Annotated in this window: 16 protein-coding genes and 1 pseudogene; 13 read left to right on the forward strand and 4 right to left on the reverse strand. The window is 41.5% G+C overall.

Annotated features, from left to right (window positions below; translation table 11 throughout):
* Positions 1–16 precede the first annotated feature (16 nt).
* Entirely contained in the window at positions 17–628 is a 612-nt protein-coding gene (locus tag RMX89_RS06015) for a glutathione S-transferase family protein (protein WP_322670474.1), read from the reverse strand.
* A gap of 197 nt (positions 629–825) precedes the next feature.
* Here RMX89_RS06015 and RMX89_RS06020 point away from each other — a divergent pair, with 197 nt between their 5' ends.
* The 4 genes from RMX89_RS06020 to RMX89_RS06035 all read left to right on the forward strand — a co-directional run bounded on the left by RMX89_RS06020 (position 826) and on the right by RMX89_RS06035 (position 2,862).
* Positions 826–1,527 (forward strand): SOS response-associated peptidase, encoded by a 702-nt coding sequence (locus RMX89_RS06020; RefSeq protein ID WP_322688273.1) that lies wholly within the window; start codon positions 826–828, stop codon positions 1,525–1,527.
* 107 nt (positions 1,528–1,634) lie between these two features.
* Positions 1,635–2,156 (forward strand): photosystem I assembly protein Ycf3, encoded by a 522-nt coding sequence (locus RMX89_RS06025; protein ID WP_322670476.1) that lies wholly within the window; start codon positions 1,635–1,637, stop codon positions 2,154–2,156.
* An 83-nt stretch (positions 2,157–2,239) separates the two neighbouring features.
* Positions 2,240–2,530 (forward strand): Asp-tRNA(Asn)/Glu-tRNA(Gln) amidotransferase subunit GatC, encoded by a 291-nt coding sequence (gene gatC / locus RMX89_RS06030; protein ID WP_292856937.1) that lies wholly within the window; start codon positions 2,240–2,242, stop codon positions 2,528–2,530.
* Positions 2,531–2,601: 71 nt separating this feature from the next.
* A complete protein-coding gene (locus RMX89_RS06035; protein ID WP_322670477.1) occupies positions 2,602–2,862 on the forward strand; it encodes a MoaD/ThiS family protein in 261 nt (86 codons plus the stop codon).
* An 82-nt stretch (positions 2,863–2,944) separates the two neighbouring features.
* Here the strand turns inward: RMX89_RS06035 and RMX89_RS06040 are convergent, their stop codons facing one another.
* The 3 genes from RMX89_RS06040 to RMX89_RS06050 form a co-directional block, all read right to left on the reverse strand.
* On the reverse strand, positions 2,945–3,802 hold the full coding sequence (locus tag RMX89_RS06040; protein ID WP_322684531.1) for a lysophospholipid acyltransferase family protein: 858 nt from the start codon (positions 3,800–3,802) through the stop codon (positions 2,945–2,947).
* Positions 3,803–4,193: 391 nt separating this feature from the next.
* Positions 4,194–4,673, reverse strand: a complete 480-nt coding sequence (locus RMX89_RS06045) for a hypothetical protein (protein ID WP_322688274.1) — start codon at positions 4,671–4,673, stop codon at positions 4,194–4,196.
* Between the two features lie 281 nt (positions 4,674–4,954).
* Positions 4,955–6,391 (reverse strand): carotenoid oxygenase family protein, encoded by a 1,437-nt coding sequence (locus RMX89_RS06050; protein ID WP_322688275.1) that lies wholly within the window; start codon positions 6,389–6,391, stop codon positions 4,955–4,957.
* Between the two features lie 517 nt (positions 6,392–6,908).
* Between RMX89_RS06050 and RMX89_RS06055 the strand changes: the two genes are divergently transcribed.
* From RMX89_RS06055 to RMX89_RS06095, 9 genes and pseudogenes are all read left to right on the forward strand, one after another.
* Complete coding sequence (locus RMX89_RS06055) at positions 6,909–7,073, forward strand: hypothetical protein (protein ID WP_322688276.1); 165 nt, start codon at positions 6,909–6,911, stop codon at positions 7,071–7,073.
* A gap of 893 nt (positions 7,074–7,966) precedes the next feature.
* Positions 7,967–8,257: a hypothetical protein gene (locus RMX89_RS06060; protein WP_322688277.1), complete on the forward strand. Its 291-nt coding sequence runs from the start codon at positions 7,967–7,969 to the stop codon at positions 8,255–8,257.
* Between the two features lie 514 nt (positions 8,258–8,771).
* Positions 8,772–9,029, forward strand: coding sequence for a hypothetical protein (locus RMX89_RS06065; protein ID WP_322688278.1), 258 nt, complete (start codon positions 8,772–8,774; stop codon positions 9,027–9,029).
* 92 nt (positions 9,030–9,121) lie between these two features.
* Positions 9,122–9,379 carry a hypothetical protein gene (locus RMX89_RS06070; protein ID WP_322688278.1) on the forward strand — a complete coding sequence of 86 codons (258 nt, stop codon included), beginning with the start codon at positions 9,122–9,124 and terminating at the stop codon, positions 9,377–9,379.
* 92 nt (positions 9,380–9,471) lie between these two features.
* Complete coding sequence (locus RMX89_RS06075; protein ID WP_322688279.1) at positions 9,472–9,729, forward strand: hypothetical protein; 258 nt, start codon at positions 9,472–9,474, stop codon at positions 9,727–9,729.
* A 682-nt stretch (positions 9,730–10,411) separates the two neighbouring features.
* Positions 10,412–11,851 (forward strand): NHLP bacteriocin system secretion protein, encoded by a 1,440-nt coding sequence (locus tag RMX89_RS06080; RefSeq protein WP_322688280.1) that lies wholly within the window; start codon positions 10,412–10,414, stop codon positions 11,849–11,851.
* Between the two features lie 155 nt (positions 11,852–12,006).
* A complete protein-coding gene (locus RMX89_RS06085; RefSeq protein WP_322688281.1) occupies positions 12,007–12,219 on the forward strand; it encodes a hypothetical protein in 213 nt (70 codons plus the stop codon).
* 263 nt (positions 12,220–12,482) lie between these two features.
* A pseudogene (locus tag RMX89_RS06090) lies at positions 12,483–14,765 on the forward strand (NHLP family bacteriocin export ABC transporter peptidase/permease/ATPase subunit); the annotation flags it as partial.
* Positions 14,766–14,855: 90 nt separating this feature from the next.
* Entirely contained in the window at positions 14,856–17,804 is a 2,949-nt protein-coding gene (locus RMX89_RS06095; RefSeq protein WP_322688372.1) for an NHLP bacteriocin export ABC transporter permease/ATPase subunit, read from the forward strand.
* Positions 17,805–18,027: the final 223 nt, after the last annotated feature.

The following is an 18,027-nucleotide window of genomic DNA, read 5'->3' on the forward strand; positions in this document are numbered from 1 at the left end:
TGCTCTCATCTAATTTTTATGCCTTTGTAATACTGATATACCTTGGTTGAGTTTTGACTCTTCCTATCCAAGCTTGGATAGCAGGATATTGTGTTAAATCAAACCCACCTTCATCAGCTACATGAGTATAGGCGAACAAGGCAATATCAGCTATCGTATAACGTTCTCCGACAAAAAAATCTTGAGAAGTTAAGTGTTTATCCATCAAGTTAAGTGCTGCATAGCCTGGTTCGCGTTTTTGTTTGATAGCTTCACTGTATTCTTCAGTTTTACCTAAAATAGAAATCCAAAATCTTGATGTAGCAATAAAAGGCTCATGGCTATATTGTTCAAAACATAACCATTGCAGCACCTGCGCTCGTAAAAAACGGTCATAAGGTAAAAACTCTGTACCTTCACTTAGATAAACCAATATAGCATTTGATTCTGCCAAATATTTCCCTGGCTCGATTTCCAGAACAGGTATCTTACCGTTAGGATTTTTACTTAAAAATTCTGGTGTTCGAGTCTCTCCTTTCAAGATGTTAAGCTCTATCCTCTCAAAAGGCATACCTAGTTGTGTCAATAAAAGACGTATCTTATAACCATGACCAGAAGGTAAAAAATCGTACAGATGCAGTAGTTCCATGTTAAAATACAGTTAGGAATATGTTGAGAAGTAAAGGTTCAAAATACAATATTTTACCAAAAGATTTTCCCAAAACCGGATATTTTTTTTGTATTTAGGTTCTGAACGTACTACAGGAAATTATTCAAGAAAATAAAAAAATGTTATTTATTTCTAGTTTGAGATGTTTAATTTAGTTAATGGTCGAAAAGAAAACTATGTGTGGAAGATTTACTCTAAACTATTCGGCAGCAGGATTATCTGAAGTTTTCCATGTCGAATCAGTTCCAGATTTGGCAGCAGAATATAACATTGCGCCTACGCAAATGGTGGCGACAGTGTTACAAAATGCCGAAAACAAAAAGCGAGAATTTAAGCAGTTGCATTGGGGATTAATTCCGTCATGGGCGAAAGATGCAGGAATGGGAGCAAAGCTAATTAATGCTAGGGCAGAAACTGTTGCCGAAAAACCTGCTTTTCGTTCGGCTTTTAAGCACAGACGCTGTTTAGTGCTAGCTGATGGCTTTTATGAGTGGCAACGCCAACAAGGTAAAAAGCAGCCATTTTATTTTCGTCTCCAAGATGGGCAACCCTTCGGTTTTGCAGGTTTGTGGGAGAAATGGCGATCGCCTGATAATGAAGAAATAATCTCTTGTACAATTTTGACAACGGCAGCTAACGAATTACTCCAACCCATCCACGAGCGGATGCCAGTAATTCTGGAGCCACAAGATTACGATTTATGGCTAGATTCCCAAGTGCAAACGGCCCAAACCCTACAGCAGCTACTGCGTCCTTATCCAGCGCCAGCAATGATTGCATATCCAGTTAGCACCTTGGTAAACAACTCTCGACATAATAGTTCAGAATGTATCGTACCCCTCAGTGAGAAGAACGCCCCCGCAAATCAGTTAAATTAACTATTGAGTGAACTATGGAATTGGGGAGACAAGCAGACAAGGGGATAAAAAAGCGTTTTCCCAATGCCCCATGCCTAATGCCCCATGCCCAATACCCAGAGAGAAATATGCCAAGAACACAAAAAAACGATAATTTTATTGACAAATCCTTTACTGTGATGGCGGATATCATTCTGAAGATTCTGCCAACTAACAAAAAAGCTAAAGAAGCGTTTGTTTATTATCGAGATGGGATGTCAGCCCAAGCGGAAGGGGAATATGCTGAGGCATTGGAATACTATGAAGAAGCTCTAACACTAGAGGAAGATACCAACGATCGCGGCTATATACTCTACAATATGGGGCTAATTTATGCCAGCAATGGCGACCACAACAAGGCTTTAGAACTATATCACAAGGCAATTGAGTTGAACCCACGTATGCCCCAAGCCTTGAATAACATCGCTGTGATTTATCACTACCAAGGCGAAAAAGAAAAAGAAGCTGGAGATAACGAGGCTGGCGAAGCACTTTTTGACCAAGCAGCAGACTATTGGATTCGTGCTATTCGCATGGCTCCCAATAACTACATCGAAGCTCAAAACTGGCTAAAAACCACCGGGCGATCGCAAATTGACGTATTCTTTTAGTCATTAGTCATTAGTTCTTTGTCATTTGCTAAGGACTAATGACCAATGACAAATGACAAATGACCAATGACAAATGACAATTTATGATTGACCAAGAACAAGTTCACAAAGTAGCCAATCTTGCTCGTTTAGAATTGACTCCAGAAGAAGAGGAACAATTCACTACTCAGTTGGGAAGTATTCTGGACTATATCGAACAATTGAATGAACTTGATGTCAGTAATGTACTGCCAACAACACGCGCAATTGATGTCAGCAACATCACACGAGAGGATGAATTGCAACCCTATCCTGATCGGGAAAGTATTCTCAACAGTGCGCCCGAACAGGAAGGCGAATTTTTCAAAGTACCAAAAATCCTCAATGCTGAATAGAATGGCACTAAGAAAAGCTGAAAGCTCGTCAGGGCAAGGTTGCAGGTTTAGGGTGTAGGAAAATATGTTCTATGTCTAAATCTGTAATCACCGTTACCGTCAAATTGTTCGCTGCTTATCAAGAAGCCTTTAGGGTTTCGGAATTAGTGCTGGAATTTCCTAATAGTATGCCAGTCAAAGCAGTATGCGATCGCCTCATAGCTGAACGCCCTGAACTCTCCCAATGGCGCGATATAACCCGTTTTGGGATTAATTTGATATTTGTCGAACCAGATACCTTACTACAAGATGGAGATGAGGTTGTGTTGATTCCACCAGTCAGCGGCGGTTAGGAGTAGAGACGCGATTAACCCTTGTCTGTACAAGAGTTAGGAGCGATCGATTAAAGATTCAAAACTTTTAACTCATAACTATTTAAAGAGAATTGGTCTGAGCAGTTAGCTTTATTAAGTTATTTAACTCTTGTTGCATTTGACTAACAACTAATTCATAACATTCATTGACATAATGGCGATCGCTAGCTGCTTCACGACCGTAGCGTTCAAATACAATTGGCGGACAAACCCGCGTATACATGGGCACTGGTAATGGGATATTGGGCAACGGGCCAATTGCTAATCCCCAAGGCAGTCCGAGATAGATTGGAAAAACTTCTGGGTCGATACCTAATAGCCAAGGCATTCCCCATTCGTGGAGTTGCCGCGCAACTTTGTAGCAGTCAGCGATAACAATAAGTGTATCGTGAGCGCCCCAAGAAATCACAGGCACAATCGGCACATTTTCCCGTAACGCTAACTTGATAAATCCTTGTCGCCCAGCTAAGTAGATTTTATTACGTAAATAATTCGGTCGGAAGATATCTTCGGCTCCACCGGGATAAACTAGCAGACTCGCTCCAGAGCGTAAGGCAGCGTAAGCCATTTTTGGATGAGCAATGATTGCTCCAGCCTTGGCGACTAATTGCGCTAGTGGTGGGCTAACCTGCCAAACTTTGGGATGCATCAAACCATAAACTGGTTTTTCTACACCAAATCTTCGGAACCAGTCGTACATCATCATCACCATATCTGGGGCTGCGAGTCCACCATTGTGCGAGCCAACAAACAAAACTTTTTGCTGGGGTGGAATATTCTCCCAGCCACTAGTTTGAACTTGGAAATAGTACCGATAGAAAAAGCCAACTAGGGGCATCAGAGATTCTATGAACTTTGGATCTCGCTCATCCAAAGACCAACCGAGTTTTTTGTTTAATAAATGTTGCTTTTTTGACATTGAGGCATTCTAACAGCATTGGCAAAGTTCAAACAATCCCTTGTTTAGATATAACTCAATACGGATAGGTTAAGACTAAAACTTTGTATTAAAGTCAACATAGACGCATAGAGGTTGATTTTACTTAACGTAAGTTCGATGAACCTCTCCCGGACAACCTCTCTCTCCCACGGGGAAAGGGAGGAGCAACGAGAAATTAGGGTTTTGGAAAGGTAAAAAAAGGCTTGTCGAACTCACGTTTACTTAATTGCGATCGCTTAATCATTAGATATTTGGTGAAATTAAATATTGCATTATCCATAACCCTTGTAGAGACGTACCACTGGTAGGTCTCTACATTCTTTTTCACTCATATTTTTATACCAAATCGCGACGATTAATTTGGTGATGTCTATGGAGTAGTTGTTGGTTTTGAACGCTGCTGGTAAAAACCTACAACTTTTTGAAGATATGTAGCAGTAAATCCGCTGTTGCAGCCTGTATAGTTGCCAGTCATCCACCAACAACCGACGCCACGCACAGCAGCAATTTCATTATTATTAGTGGCGAGAAATTGCTTGTTTAACTCACGGCGCGTGATGCAAGATACAACTTGACGTGCCTTGGCAGGACTGTTTTCAAACTGCATTGGTGTTAGTTCTTGTTTAAGACAATATTTCGACCAGCCTTTTAAGGTTTCTGCTTTAACTTGCCATTCACTATAAAGTCCATCATTTGCGGTGCCGGTCTGCGGTGCAGCTAGTCGCAGCGCCTCTACCATTGCCGCGACTTGGGCATCAGAAACCTTTTGTTGTGCTTGAGCTAACAATGATGACAGTCCAAAGCTGACAATCACTCCGCTAAGTAGTAATGCTATCCGGTTTCTCCTCATGATTTTGGACTTATTTTTAGATACCAATATGTAGGATACTACGTTTTTACACTTAGCAATTATCAAAGATTAGGTGAATTGGGGATTGGGGATTGGGGATTGGGGATTGGGAATTGGGTATGAAGAAGAGACAAAGGTAGACAAGTCAGAGGGGGAAGACTTGGGAGAGACTTGTTCAATAATTCCTCCTTGTCCCCCTGCTCCAACTCATAACTCATAACTCATAACTCATAACTCATAACTCATAACTCCCCTACTCCCCTGCTTCATTCCCCAAATTGTTAAGCTGGGTTCCAAGTGCCGTGGAAGCTGTGGGGAATGACGTTAGGTAATCCTAGTTTGCAAACTGGTTCTGCATCCAGGCGATCGCTATCAAATACCCAAACTTCACTACTATGAGTATTAGCATCGTATACAACAGTTAGCACCCAGCCTTGCTCGGAGTTTTGGACATCTTGGGCATAGATGGGTTCTGAAGGATAGCGGTTTTCTCCTAAGTCTGCTTCGGTGAGGGTTTCAGTTTTGTAGTCGAAGCGGGCGATCGCACCAAACCATTCTTTGTCTATATCCCCTCTTTGGGGCATTAATGATATGTAAGTATAGCGCCAAGGTTGCCCAACTTGCGATTGCTGCACTACAGGAAATTCACACTTGCGGTTGACAACTTCCTGCATTTCTATAACTTTACCAGTTTGGGGATTGAGGCGAACTTGCCACAATGTTCCTCTAGTAACTGTGTGCGTCTCACCACTTGCAAATTCTCTGAGATATTCATTAGTTTGGTGAAAATCTGCATATCGCACCATGTCCAAAACCACGGAACCGTCTTTATCTTCACAACCATTGCCAAAATGCCAATTGAACCAAGGATCGGTTTCGCCACGACTAACTAAAGATAAGTTTTCGCGATCGAAGATTAACACCTGGGTTCCTAATTGAGGTTCCCACAACAGAGATTCACTAAAGGTAGTCACACCTAGCAAAAGTGACAGCATTTTCATCCGCATCGGTGGCATAAAAAACACCAGATACCTTTGAGTTAAAACAAAATCATGCATTATCGAGTAGCGATCTAGCTTAAAAGCAGTTTTTTGGATAATTTTGCCAGTAGCATCGCTTTTGTAGAGATTCAGTTGTACGGAACTGCCGATACTGATTCCAAAGTTAAAAATCTCGCCTGTTTGGAAATCGCGCTTGTAATGAGCAGAATAAGGTAATCCGTTATCCAAAGCACCTAAATCATCCAATCCCTTCGTTTCTAAAGTTTGCAAATCAAGGGCATAAGGATTGGTTGCTTCCCATAAAGCCAACAATTTATCAGGTAAAGCCAACACTGAGGTATTTGCTGCATTCTTGATTTGTTGCCCCCAGCGCTTCCAGATGGGGCCTGGCGGATGCATCCCATAGACACCATAAAGAAACCTATCTGCTTGAGTTTCAGCTTGATATTCTGCTGTTTGCACATAGCGATAGACTCCGCTAGCTCCTGCATCTGTGAAATGGATGCCGAGAATTGCCCCATCTCCATCAAACCAGTGTCCAACGCGATTACCACCGCGTTCTAGCCGTGCGGGGCCATTGCGGTAAAGAGTGCCACGCAAGCCATCTGGAATTTTACCAGAAATAATTGACAGTTGAGTAAGGGGAAATTCTTTTGCTGGTTCTGCGAGCGCACCAGCCCAAGATTTATTTATTGACTTTTTGGTAATAGTCTGCATATTCAAATATTGCCTGAATTGATCTAGACCGATTCTGACATTGTTGCAATTTTTGGCATTGCAGAGAAAGCGGGATGATTTAGCACCTGACAAAATTCCTTCCCTGCATCCTCTGCCAAACAATACTAAATTACTAGTTGAAAACTAAAAAATCAGTCTTTTGATATAAGCTATATTTATTTTTATATGCTTGCTGTAAGTAAATTGTACAAACTGTTGTTTGTAAATCTACCGTTTTACATAAAAACTCAAAGCAGATCGACTAAACAGGCAAAATTTTATATAAAACATCTTACTTTGGTATGAAACTATACGTTTTATCAGGTGTTGGACATCTTAAAAATGCTAGGAAGAAAAGTAAGAAAAGTGGGTTTTAAAAGTAAGAAAAGTAGGAAAAATAGGAAAAGTAGGAAAAGTAGGATCTTTTATAAAAACCGTTGACAAGCTTTTATAAAAGTTGATATTTATAAGTACATCCAAGGCACAAATGCCTACGCACTTTTTTTTGGAGAAAATTATGACTAACGTTAATGAATTGACACAACCCAACAACCAAGAAGCTATTTTGGAGGAAATTCATGAGGAAGAATTAGAAAAAGTAGTGGGAGGTTTTCTCTCATTAGGAATAGGATTAGATGTATTAAGACTAATAGCACTAAATGTAGGAGTAGAACTAGGATAGGACTATAAATCGGAATTTGATTTTTGAAAACATACTGAGACTAAAAAGCCCGTTTTATCAGGGTTGGCTCTGAAATCTTGTTCAGAAATCAGATATGAGTTCTATATCGATGTGTTTTTTGGACAGCTTTCAGGGCCTCTCTAAGGTAGTCGATCGGCCAAATTCGAGGAAAAGTAAAGTCCAAGAAATTACATTTCTTAGATATGAGGTGAATTGGAGCGAACCAATATCATAAACTCAAGGTGATTCTTGAAAGGTAAATAAAGGCAGGAAAGCAACTATTATAAAACTATTAGTCTACAAAGGTTATTGTCTTTATAAAAGTTTGTTGATCGGCAAAAATACTACAAATTCACCTTTGTTCTCGCTTAACCAATATTTAGCATAACCTCAATTATACACTCCTCAGTGTTTAGTATTACAACCAGAAGTCAGAATATTCTGACTTCTGAGTTTTTTCATGTCACTTCTGTGTTTACAAAGAATCTATTTGTGCCAGAAATCTAAAGTTTGAATTGAAATTAAAAATTTGAGTTGAGATTTTAGCGATTCAGTGCCGTACTAAAAATGTGTGATGCTGCCAACATTAGCAGTAGTTTGGCAAACATCAAACAAATGTTTTTACAGCTTTTATTGATAATTCACGTTTGTCGGATGGCAAAGACTAGACGACAATTTTTTTTGATGAAAAATCGTAATATTAAGCTTGTATATTTTAGAAACTTAGTAATAAAACTAGAAAAAGTTAGAGAAATGAAAATTAAAAAATGAGAAAAGTAAGTTAGTTAGGAAAAGTAAGATATTTTTTATAATCTGTTGACAAATTATTAAATAAGCTGCTATTTGTAAATACATCTCAGACACAATATGTCTGCATACTTCTGGAGAAATTTATGACTACTATCAATCAAGTGAGTTTCAAATCTATCTGTAATCGAAAAGTTATTGTCGAGGAACTGATAGATAATGAATTAAAAGGAATAGTGGGAGGTGTTAGTATTGTTTTGGATTTTTCATCACAGATCAATGCGATTTCCACTGACGGTACTGATGCTGTTATTCAAGACTCCAATCAGGACATTGTGAATACGAAAATTAAGCAAAGAACACGCACAAGAAGAAGATTCACACTGATAAATGGAGTTGGACAAACAATAGATTCAACAGTGACTTCAGCCATTTAGCATTCACAGTAACTCAAATTAAATTCACGGTTTATGTACCCAATTGAAGGTACGTATCCCCAACTTCTAAATAAGTTGGGGATATTATTTTTATGAATAATTTAAGATGTTATTTGTTGCTTATTCAGTAAGTATTTGTAATACCTATAGTTGTTTTAAAAAACTTTATTTTTAGATACAGCTTTGACTTATCTTACCTTTTTTTAACTTGAACTAATACCGATATTTGATATTTCTTAAAAGAATAATCTTTAAAAACATTTCTAGCAACTTCATCATTTCTTTATATAAAATATTTTCAAAAACCTGTATTGTTTAAACATAGTGAAATTCCAAAACAAAACCAATAACAAATTGTCGTCAGCACATTGTATTAGTGTGTTTTAACAATAAGTTTGATTGTAAAAATTGCTAGATACTTATTATTTTAAGCATCTAAATATTTTTATTAATTGGTTAACTAACATCAAGATTTCACTATTTCAAAACCATTTTGTACAAGGAAGGAATTTCTATGTCAGTTGTAACACTTGAACAAGAAACACTCGCAGTTATGACCGAATTAGCTGATGAAGAAATCAGTGGAATTGTCGGCGGTGGACGCGGTACAGATATCGATAACAGAACCAAAGTTGGCGTTAATGCCAAAGGTAAGAACGTACAAGTATCCAATCAAGTTGGTAACGCATCAGCAATTGGTAGAGGAGATGCTAAGGTTTATCAAAATTCAAATCAAGTGATTGATAATAGCAGAGACCGTGTGTACTTCTAGTACTAATAGGTACTAGGTTATCTCCATAGTAGGCTCATGTTGAGTTACTATTTCACTGTTCCAAAACCATTTTGTACAAGGAAGGAATTTCTATGTCAGTTGTAACACTTGAACAAGAAACACTCGCAGTTATGACCGAATTAGCTGATGAAGAAATCAGTGGAATTGTCGGCGGTGGACGCGGTACAGATATCGATAACAGAACCAAAGTTGGCGTTAATGCCAAAGGTAAGAACGTACAAGTATCCAATCAAGTTGGTAACGCATCAGCAATTGGTAGAGGAGATGCTAAGGTTTATCAAAATTCAAATCAAGTGATTGATAATAGCAGAGACCGTGTGTACTTCTAGTACTAATAGGTACTAGGTTATCTCCATAGTAGGCTCATGTTGAGTTACTATTTCACTATTCCAAAACCATTTTGTACAAGGAAGGAATTTTGATGTCAGTTGTAACATTTGAACAAGAAACACTCGCAGTCATGACCGAGTTAACTGATGAAGAAATCAGTGAAATTGTCGGAGGACGCGGAGGTGTAGATATCGATACCAAGGCTAAAATTGACGTTAAAGCCAAAGGTGGAAACGTACAATCAAATGTACAAATTGGTGTTGCAATAGCAATTGGTGGAGGAGATGCTAAGGTTTATCAAAAATCAAATCAAGGGATTGATAATAGCAGAGGCCGTCTATACTCCTAGTATTAATAAATACTAGTTTATCTCCATAGTACGCTCATGTTGAGTTACCACCTCAACCAAAAGTCACTTTAACAGTGTTTGTATTGCCAAAAATTTCTATATGTATGATTTGTATCATCATTACAAATCAAAACAGCACTAAGCTAGCAAGTATGTAAGTTATGCATTATTTCGTTAGGACAGTTATTAAACAGTAATCCTTTGCCAATTGCTACGAACAACTGACAAAGGACTACAAACGACCCTTACGAATAAGCTACAGACATCTTATAACATAGTGGTCTGGCTATTATTGGCATCACAACCCTTTACAACGTTACACGAACATTGGCGGGTGTAAGCCGGATAATAACGAAAGGTCAAAAGGTAAGCGACCAATCATTATTGTCCCTTACTTCTTACCCACCCGTCAATGTTTTCATATAAAAATTACAAAATCGTTACTCTAACAGAAGTTACTCTCGTCTACGCAAAATCGCAAAATTTAAAAATAAAAAATTTGATTTTCTCAGCTTTCGACCTTTCATCAGATGGTAGGTTGATTTTTGCATCTGAATTATTAGTATGTCAAAGCAAACAAAACATATCCGCCTTCCGCTAAAGATAGAAGGTAATTTTTTATTCAATTGTCAGCCTAATACCCAATTCCTTCTGAATGCAATGCAAATTGGGATGATTTATAGTGATTAATCAAAAAAGTGACTTATTCCGCAAAGAAGCTTTAGAGCGTGCTTCTTCGCCGGAAGAACTAGATCAAATTATGCAGGTAGTCAGCCCGAAAAAGTGGCTACCTCTAGTTGCTGTTGGTTCGTTGGTGGCAGCGGGGCTGACTTGGAGTTTTTTAGGTCGAATCCCAATTACGGTGACGGGTACTGGAATAATAGTCTATCCCAGTACAATTACTTCATTCCAGTCACCGATCGCAGGTAAATTGCGAACAATCAATGTCCGGGTTGGCGACTATGTAAATAGAGGAGATGTGCTGGCGACGCTAGACCAAAGCGAACTGATGAAACAGCTACAATTAGTACGCTCTAAATTAGGGCAACTACAAACAGAAGATAGCGCTGCTAACTTAGTGCAAGGACAGCGGCAAAAGGCAGACAAAGAAGCGATTAAACAGCAACGCCAATCTTTGCAGCAAAACCTCCAGGCGGTACAGAAACTCACCCCGATTTTAAAAGAGAAAGGGCTAAATTCGATTCAACGCGATCGCGCCAATCAAACCCAAAGCTTACAAGCACTGCGGGATCTCTTACCTACCTTCAAACAGAGATTGACTAACCGCCAGCAGCTATTGAAGGAGGGAGCAATTTCTGGCGATACAGTCTTACAGTCGCAGCAAGACTACTTAAATGCTGTCACCCAAATTAATGAAGCCGAATCGCAACTCAAGCAACTGGATGTCAAGGAAGCAGATGCTCAACGACAATACCTAGAGAATTTGAACTCAATTAAAGATTTGGAAGCGCAATTAAAACAACTAGATAGCAAAGAAGCGACTGCGGCGCAACAAGACTTAGAAACTGTAACCAACCGCAAAAAAGAAATCCAGGAAGTCCAGCGAAATATTGTTCAATTAGCACTGCAACTATCAAGCAACAGCTTAGTCAAGAGCAGTTACTCTGGACGAATTTTAGAAATCTCCGCAAGTCCCGGACAGGTTGTTTTACAGGGTACACCCATAGGTGCGATCGCTGCACAAAAGCGATCGGCTCAACCTGTGAGTGTGGCATTTTTTCCCGTTGGTAATGGTAAGCAAATTCAACCAGGGATGAAGTTACAAGTCACACCTAGCACAGTGCAACGCGAACGCTTTGGTGGCATCATCGGTGCAGTCACAGAAGTCTCAGCCTTTCCCGTGACTAAAGAAGGTGCATTAAGTGTAGTCGGCAATTCTGAATTCGTGGAAGCTTTGATGTCACAAGGGCCACAGATGCTAATTACTGCACGACTGCAACCAGACAATTCGACCTTCAGCGCCTACAAATGGTCTTCTTCCCAAGGGCCACAGATGAAAGTCACTTCTGGAACTACCACCTCAGTACAAATCACTGTGGAAGAACGCGCCCCGATTACCTTTGTCCTGCCGATTCTGAGATCCTGGAGTGGCATTTCGTGATATTGGCGATAAGAGGAATGAGGAAGAAATTATTAAAAATTTTACCGATCGAATCAACCTTGAGGCTGTACTAGAGTGCGGAAATTACTTAAATAAGAATGCCTTTTGGCGTACGGAGAAAACAATGTATCTAATTATTTGCGGAAAACACTAAAATGAATACGCGATCTACTGAAATGAGAAAGCATTTAAGCAAAATGAGAAAGCAATATGCCTTTTTGCTTGCTGAATCTACTGAAATGAGAAAGCATTTAGGCAAAATGAGAAAGCAATATGCCTTTTTGCTTGCTAAATCTACCCAAATGAGAAAGCATTTAAGCAAAATGAGAAAGCAATATACCTTTTTACTTATTAGACCTCTTGCATAAGTCGAATCGACCCCCCTTAATCCCCCCTTATAAAGGGGGGAAACTTGAAGTCTTGCTCCCTCCCCTTAACAAGGGGAGGGTTGGGGAGGGGTGATTCAAGGATTTTTGCAAGAGGTCTATTAATTTGGCTTCATCAATACAATCAGGACTTCCGAAGGGAAAAGTAGTGTAATACAGCAATTTTAGTCATGTTGAAAAATAGCTAAAAATTTATGTTTAAACGCTTAAATTAAGCCAAAATCCAAGTTTTAAAAAATATTTTTATGTTCTGGCAAAATCTGCAAAATATATTAGGGCGCTTGCCAAAAAACAAGCGGTGTCATACTCCTACTCTGCTGCAAATGGAGGTAGTAGAATGCGGCGCTGCTGCTTTGGGAATTATTCTCGGTTATTATAATCGCATTGTCCCACTAACAGAACTGAGGCAAGCGTGCGGTGTCTCGCGGGATGGAGTTAGTGCCTTAAATATCTTGAAGGCTGCCAGAAATTATCGACTCAACGCTAAAAGCTTTAAAACCAACTTAGCTGGCTTGTCGCAGTTAAAATTTCCCTACATTGTATTTTGGAACTTTAACCATTTTTTAGTAGTAGAAGGAATCACCAAACAGCGAGTTTATCTCAATGACCCTGCTACTGGACGGCGCATCGTCTCCTTGGAAGAATTCAGTGGCGCTTACACAGGTGTGGTGCTAGTTCTAGAGCCTGGTTTAGAGTTTCAACGCAAAGGACGCAAGCCTAGTACAATCTTAGCTTTGTGGTCGCGGTTGCGAGGCTCCATTGGCGCATTACTTTACTGCGTGCTGGCAGGATTTTTGTTAGTAATTCCGGGACTGGCGCTACCTGCATTTTCCCAGGTATTTGTAGACAATGTATTGATTGAGCATCGGTATGAGTGGTTGCGTCCGCTAATTTTAGGCATGATCTTTACAGCCGGACTCAGTGGATTTTTGACGCTGCTACAGTTGCAGTTTTTGCGTCAAATGAAAATTAAGTTGTCCGTGGGTATGGAGAGTCGGTATCTCTGGCACATTTTACGCCTACCCATGAGTTTTTACGATCAACGGTATGCTGGGGAAATCAGTAGCCGTATGGAACTCAACGACAGCATCGCTAATATGCTTTCGGGTGAATTAGCGACTACAGCGATCGCAACAGTATCAGTATTTATATATGTAGTAGTGATGCTGCAATATGATGTTGTACTAACTTTAATTGCGATCGCCTTTGTCGCGATCAACCTTGCCGCCTTACAGTGGGTGAGACGGCGGCGCACAGATGCCAATATCAAACTCATCCAAGAACAGGGAAAAGTTCGCGGCGTAGAAATTTCTGGTCTTCAGAGTATGGAGACGCTAAAAGCATCTGGGTTAGAGTCAGATTTCTTCTCTCGCTGGGCGGGTCACTATGCCAAAGCCATCAACACCCAGCAGGAATTAGAGGAAACAAACCAGACAATAGGTGTTTTACCATCTTTTCTGTCAGCGATCGCTTCTATGCTGCTTTTAGCTGTAGGCGGTTTGCGAGTCATGGATGGAGCCTTGAGCATCGGTATGTTAATAGCTTTTCTCGGCATGATGCAAAGGTTTTTCGCCCCAGTAAGTAATCTCATCAGCTTGGGAAGCGAACTCCAAGAGATGGAAGGTAATCTGACTCGCCTTGATGATGTCTTGCGTAATCCCATCGACCGGCAGTTGGAACAGGGGAGCAGCACTTCGGCTACGCTCAGTGACCGGGGGGCAGGGGAGCAGGGGAGCAGGGGAGCAGGAGAGAAAGAGGACAATTGCAATCTTTCCCCTCTGCCCCTCTGCCCCTCTGCCCCCTTGCCTAAATTACAGGGATATGTTGAATTATGCAATGTGACATTTGGCTATAGCCAAATTGCCCCGCCGTTGATTGAAAATTTTAATCTTTTGCTCCAGCCAGGGCAGCGAGTTGCCTTGGTGGGTGGGAGTGGTTCTGGTAAGTCTACTGTTGCCAAACTTTTATGTGGGCTGTACGAACCGTGGCAGGGAGAAATTCGATTTGACGGCAAACCTAGAGAGCAAATTTCTCGCCAGATACTAGCCAATTCTATTTCTGTCGTCGAGCAAGAGATTTTGTTATTTGCTGGCAGCGTCAGAGACAACTTGACGCTTTGGGATACTACCATACCTGAGAGTCATCTCGTCCGAGCTTGTCAAGACGCAGCGCTTCACGATGTCATCCTTTCACTGCCAGGAGGCTATCATGCTGACCTTTTGGAAGGTGCTACTAATTTGAGTGGTGGTCAGCGACAACGGCTTGAAATTGCCCGTGCTTTGGTGAATAATCCCAGTATCCTGATTATGGATGAAGCCACCAGCGCCCTGGATGCCGAAACAGAAAAGAACGTCAGTCGTAATCTGCGGTTGCGCGGTTGCACTTGTATCATCGTGGCGCATCGACTCTCGACTATCCGAGATTGTGATGAAATTATTGTCCTCGATCGCGGCAAGATAGTCCAACGGGGAAGCCATGCACAATTGCAGCAAGTTGAAGGGCCGTATTTACAATTGATTCGTAGTGAAGAAACAGAAGAGGCGGGGGAGCAGAGGAGCAGGGGAGCAGGGGAGCAGGGGAGGCAGGGGAGCAGAGGAGTAGGGGAAGAAATTACTCCCTTGTCTTCCTCATCCCTCTTATCGTTTGCAAATCTCAAAGGACAACACTATCGTTTTCAATGCAATGAATCGCTACTGCTAGATGACCCGGAGACAATTTGGCTAGTAAAATCTGGTTACTTGGCGCTATTTGCGATCGCAGTTAATGATGGCATTCCCGAAGGCACTCGTCGCTATTTATTTAGTAGCACAGCCGGACAGGCGATGTTTGCGATCGCACCAAGTTTAAAGGGTAAGCAGCAAGAGGTTTTAGCAGTATCGCTTGAGGAGACAGAAATTCTCAAAGTATCGAAAGCAGACTTTAACCAGTTGTTTGCTGACGCTAATAGAGAAGTAGTAACTCTGATAGAACGCTGGATTTATCAATTAGGTTCGGTGCTTGCTGGGATCGCTACGCCAACGATACCAACATCGCTGCCAAAAATCCGCCAGTTCTCTTTAGTCGAAGACCAAATCTTCCAGCCGCATCAAATATCGTGGGTGCAAATTCTTCAAGGGCGGGCTAGATGGATGGGGTTTGCAGAATTGCCGTTAACTTCTGCCTCTGGAATGTTGCCTTTGGCTGAAAATATCTGGTTGCAAGCAGATAACACTATGGAGTTGAAAAGTGTTAACACCGCAGACATAGAAGATATCGATTCCTTGTTAAGTGGTTTGTCCCAACTACAAACTTACTTCCTCCACTGCATTAACCTGCTGCAACGGCAGGAGATGGATGCAGAATTACTGAGATTTCAAGCCAGGGAACGTCTTGAGAGCCAAGTGATGCAAGAGACGTTAGCAGAATTAGCATCTGTATTGCCACAGCCAAAGTCAGACAGACTAAATAATATAGGATTCAGTAGTAATCTTGATGCAACTGACCCAAATCAAGCCTTACTAATTGCTGCTGGTGCTGTAGGACGAGCATTAGGAATTAAGATTCGTCCGCCAGCTGCCTCAGAAGATTCTAATCGAGTCCAAGATCCTGTAGAAGCGATCGCCCGTGCTTCGCGTATCCGCTTGCGACGAATTCAGTTGCGGGAGAACTGGTGGCAAAAGGATTGCGGGGCGATGTTGGCATTTACGCTTGTCGATAAACTACCAGTGGCACTATTACCAGTGTCTGATACACATTACAAACTCTACGTTCCTGGAGAACAAACACCTATCTCTGTCGATGCCAACATAGCAGCAGCCCTAGCTAAGACTGCCTACGCATTCTATCGACCTTTACCTGATAAAAAACTGAAAACTTTTGATTTACTTCAGTTTGCCCTCCAAGGACATTACAAAGAACTAATTATAGTTTTAGTAATGGGAATTACCATCAGTCTGTTAGGAATGCTGACACCTCAAGCTACAGCTATCCTAATCGACAAAGCAATCCCAGATGCCGATCGAGGCTTGTTGAGCCAAATTGCTGTTGGTTTGGTGGCTGCTGCCTTTGGCGGAACACTGTTTCAACTAGCCCTTGGGTTTGCCACCATTAGGCTAGAAACTTTTGCCGATTCCTCCACCCAAGCCGCAGTCTGGGATCGATTGTTAAACTTGAAGGTTTCCTTTTTTCGCTCTTACTCAGTTGGTGACTTGGATTCTAGAGTCACGGCTATTACTCAAATTCGCCAGCGACTGGGTAACACAGTCTTAAAAACAATCTTCTCCAGTTTGTTTTCCTTATTGAATCTGGGATTGTTATTTTACTACAATGTTTCCTTAGCTCTCATAGCTTGTGCAGTGGCACTGGTAAATATTGCCGTCACTATCATCTCTGGTGTTCTTATTGTCCGTAAAGTTCGCCCATTACTAGAGCTACAAGGACAAATTTTTGGCGTGATGGTGCAGTTAATTAATGGAGTTGCCAAACTCCGAATCGCCAAAGCTGAAACCCGCGCCTTTGCTTACTGGGGTAAACAGTATACGCATCAACTAAAATTAATGCTGAGTACCCAAGGCATTGAAGATAGCCTCGCCGTCATCAATCAAGTATTACCTGTGTTAACCACTGCTGCCCTCTTCTGGTTTGCTACTAGCTTAATTGGGCAATCCCAAACTCCTGGAGGAGGTGGTTTATCCACTGGCACTTTCTTAGCATTCAATGTTGCTTTTGGCACGTTTATTAACGGAGCCACTAGCTTAAGCAGCACAGTTGTGGAAGTTTTGCAAGTTTTACCCTTGTGGCAACGGGCGCAACCAATTTTGCAAGCTGAACCGGAAATTAGTTCTGCTCAAGCAGATCCGGGTAGGTTATCGGGCAAATTAGTTGTAGATCGGGTAACTTTCCGCTATCGCGATGATGGCCCCTTGACGCTGGATAATGTCAATATTCGTGCTGAACCAGGAGAATTTATTGCCATTGTTGGGCCTTCTGGCAGCGGCAAATCAACTTTATTGAGATTACTTTTGGGGTTTGAATTTGCCAAATCTGGCACGATTTACTACGACGGGCAAGACTTAACTTCATTGGATGTCCATGCTGTACGCCGTCAATTGGGTGTGGTACTGCAAAATAGTCGGTTGATGTCAGCCTCTATTTTCGAGAATATTGCCAGTGGTGCCTTGGTGACGATGGACGAAGCTTGGGCAGCAGCCCAGATGGCAGGTTTTGCAGATGATCTTGCAGCAATGCCGATGCAGATGCATACAATCGTCAGTGAGGGAGGTAGTAATCTTTCTGGTGGACAACGACAACGGTTGTTGATTGCTAGGGCGTTGGTGTTGAAACCCCGAATTTTGCTATTCGATGAGGCGACTAGCGCTTTAGATAACAGAACCCAGGCAATTGTCAGTGAAAGTTTACAACAATTAAAAGTAACTAGGGTTGCGATCGCTCATCGCCTCAGTACTATTCAAAACGCTGACCGAATTTACGTACTTGCAAATGGCAAAGTAGTGCAGCAGGGTAGTTTTGTTGAACTAGCAAATCAATCAGGGCTATTTGCACAACTGATGATGCAACAGTTGCTTTAATATCATGTCCGCTTGATTGCTTATTAAACCCGAAGAACCCCACCCCGCCAAAGCTGTGCTTTGTCTCCCCTCCCCGCAGGCGGGGAGGGGCTGGGAGTGGGGTGCAATGACTGTGGAAATCATAACTAATTACCCGGACTTGCTTTAATATCATGTCCGCTTGATTGCTTATTAAACCCGAAGAACCCCACCCCCAGCCCCTCCCCGCAGGCGGGGAGGGGCT

Source organism: Nostoc sp. DedSLP04, from assembly GCF_034530775.1.
Taxonomy (GTDB): domain Bacteria; phylum Cyanobacteriota; class Cyanobacteriia; order Cyanobacteriales; family Nostocaceae; genus Nostoc.

Bases quoted from the DNA above. Each gene is read 5' to 3' on its own strand.
- RMX89_RS06015 (WP_322670474.1), bottom strand. From the start codon at position 628: ATGGAACTACTGCATCTGTACGATTTTTTACCTTCTGGTCATGGTTAT.
- RMX89_RS06020 (WP_322688273.1), top strand. From the start codon at position 826: ATGTGTGGAAGATTTACTCTAAACTATTCGGCAGCAGGATTATCTGAA.
- RMX89_RS06025 (WP_322670476.1), top strand. From the start codon at position 1,635: ATGCCAAGAACACAAAAAAACGATAATTTTATTGACAAATCCTTTACT.
- gatC (WP_292856937.1), top strand. From the start codon at position 2,240: ATGATTGACCAAGAACAAGTTCACAAAGTAGCCAATCTTGCTCGTTTA.
- RMX89_RS06035 (WP_322670477.1), top strand. From the start codon at position 2,602: ATGTCTAAATCTGTAATCACCGTTACCGTCAAATTGTTCGCTGCTTAT.
- RMX89_RS06040 (WP_322684531.1), bottom strand. From the start codon at position 3,802: ATGTCAAAAAAGCAACATTTATTAAACAAAAAACTCGGTTGGTCTTTG.
- RMX89_RS06045 (WP_322688274.1), bottom strand. From the start codon at position 4,673: ATGAGGAGAAACCGGATAGCATTACTACTTAGCGGAGTGATTGTCAGC.
- RMX89_RS06050 (WP_322688275.1), bottom strand. From the start codon at position 6,391: ATGCAGACTATTACCAAAAAGTCAATAAATAAATCTTGGGCTGGTGCG.
- RMX89_RS06055 (WP_322688276.1), top strand. From the start codon at position 6,909: ATGACTAACGTTAATGAATTGACACAACCCAACAACCAAGAAGCTATT.
- RMX89_RS06060 (WP_322688277.1), top strand. From the start codon at position 7,967: ATGACTACTATCAATCAAGTGAGTTTCAAATCTATCTGTAATCGAAAA.
- RMX89_RS06065 (WP_322688278.1), top strand. From the start codon at position 8,772: ATGTCAGTTGTAACACTTGAACAAGAAACACTCGCAGTTATGACCGAA.
- RMX89_RS06070 (WP_322688278.1), top strand. From the start codon at position 9,122: ATGTCAGTTGTAACACTTGAACAAGAAACACTCGCAGTTATGACCGAA.
- RMX89_RS06075 (WP_322688279.1), top strand. From the start codon at position 9,472: ATGTCAGTTGTAACATTTGAACAAGAAACACTCGCAGTCATGACCGAG.
- RMX89_RS06085 (WP_322688281.1), top strand. From the start codon at position 12,007: ATGAATACGCGATCTACTGAAATGAGAAAGCATTTAAGCAAAATGAGA.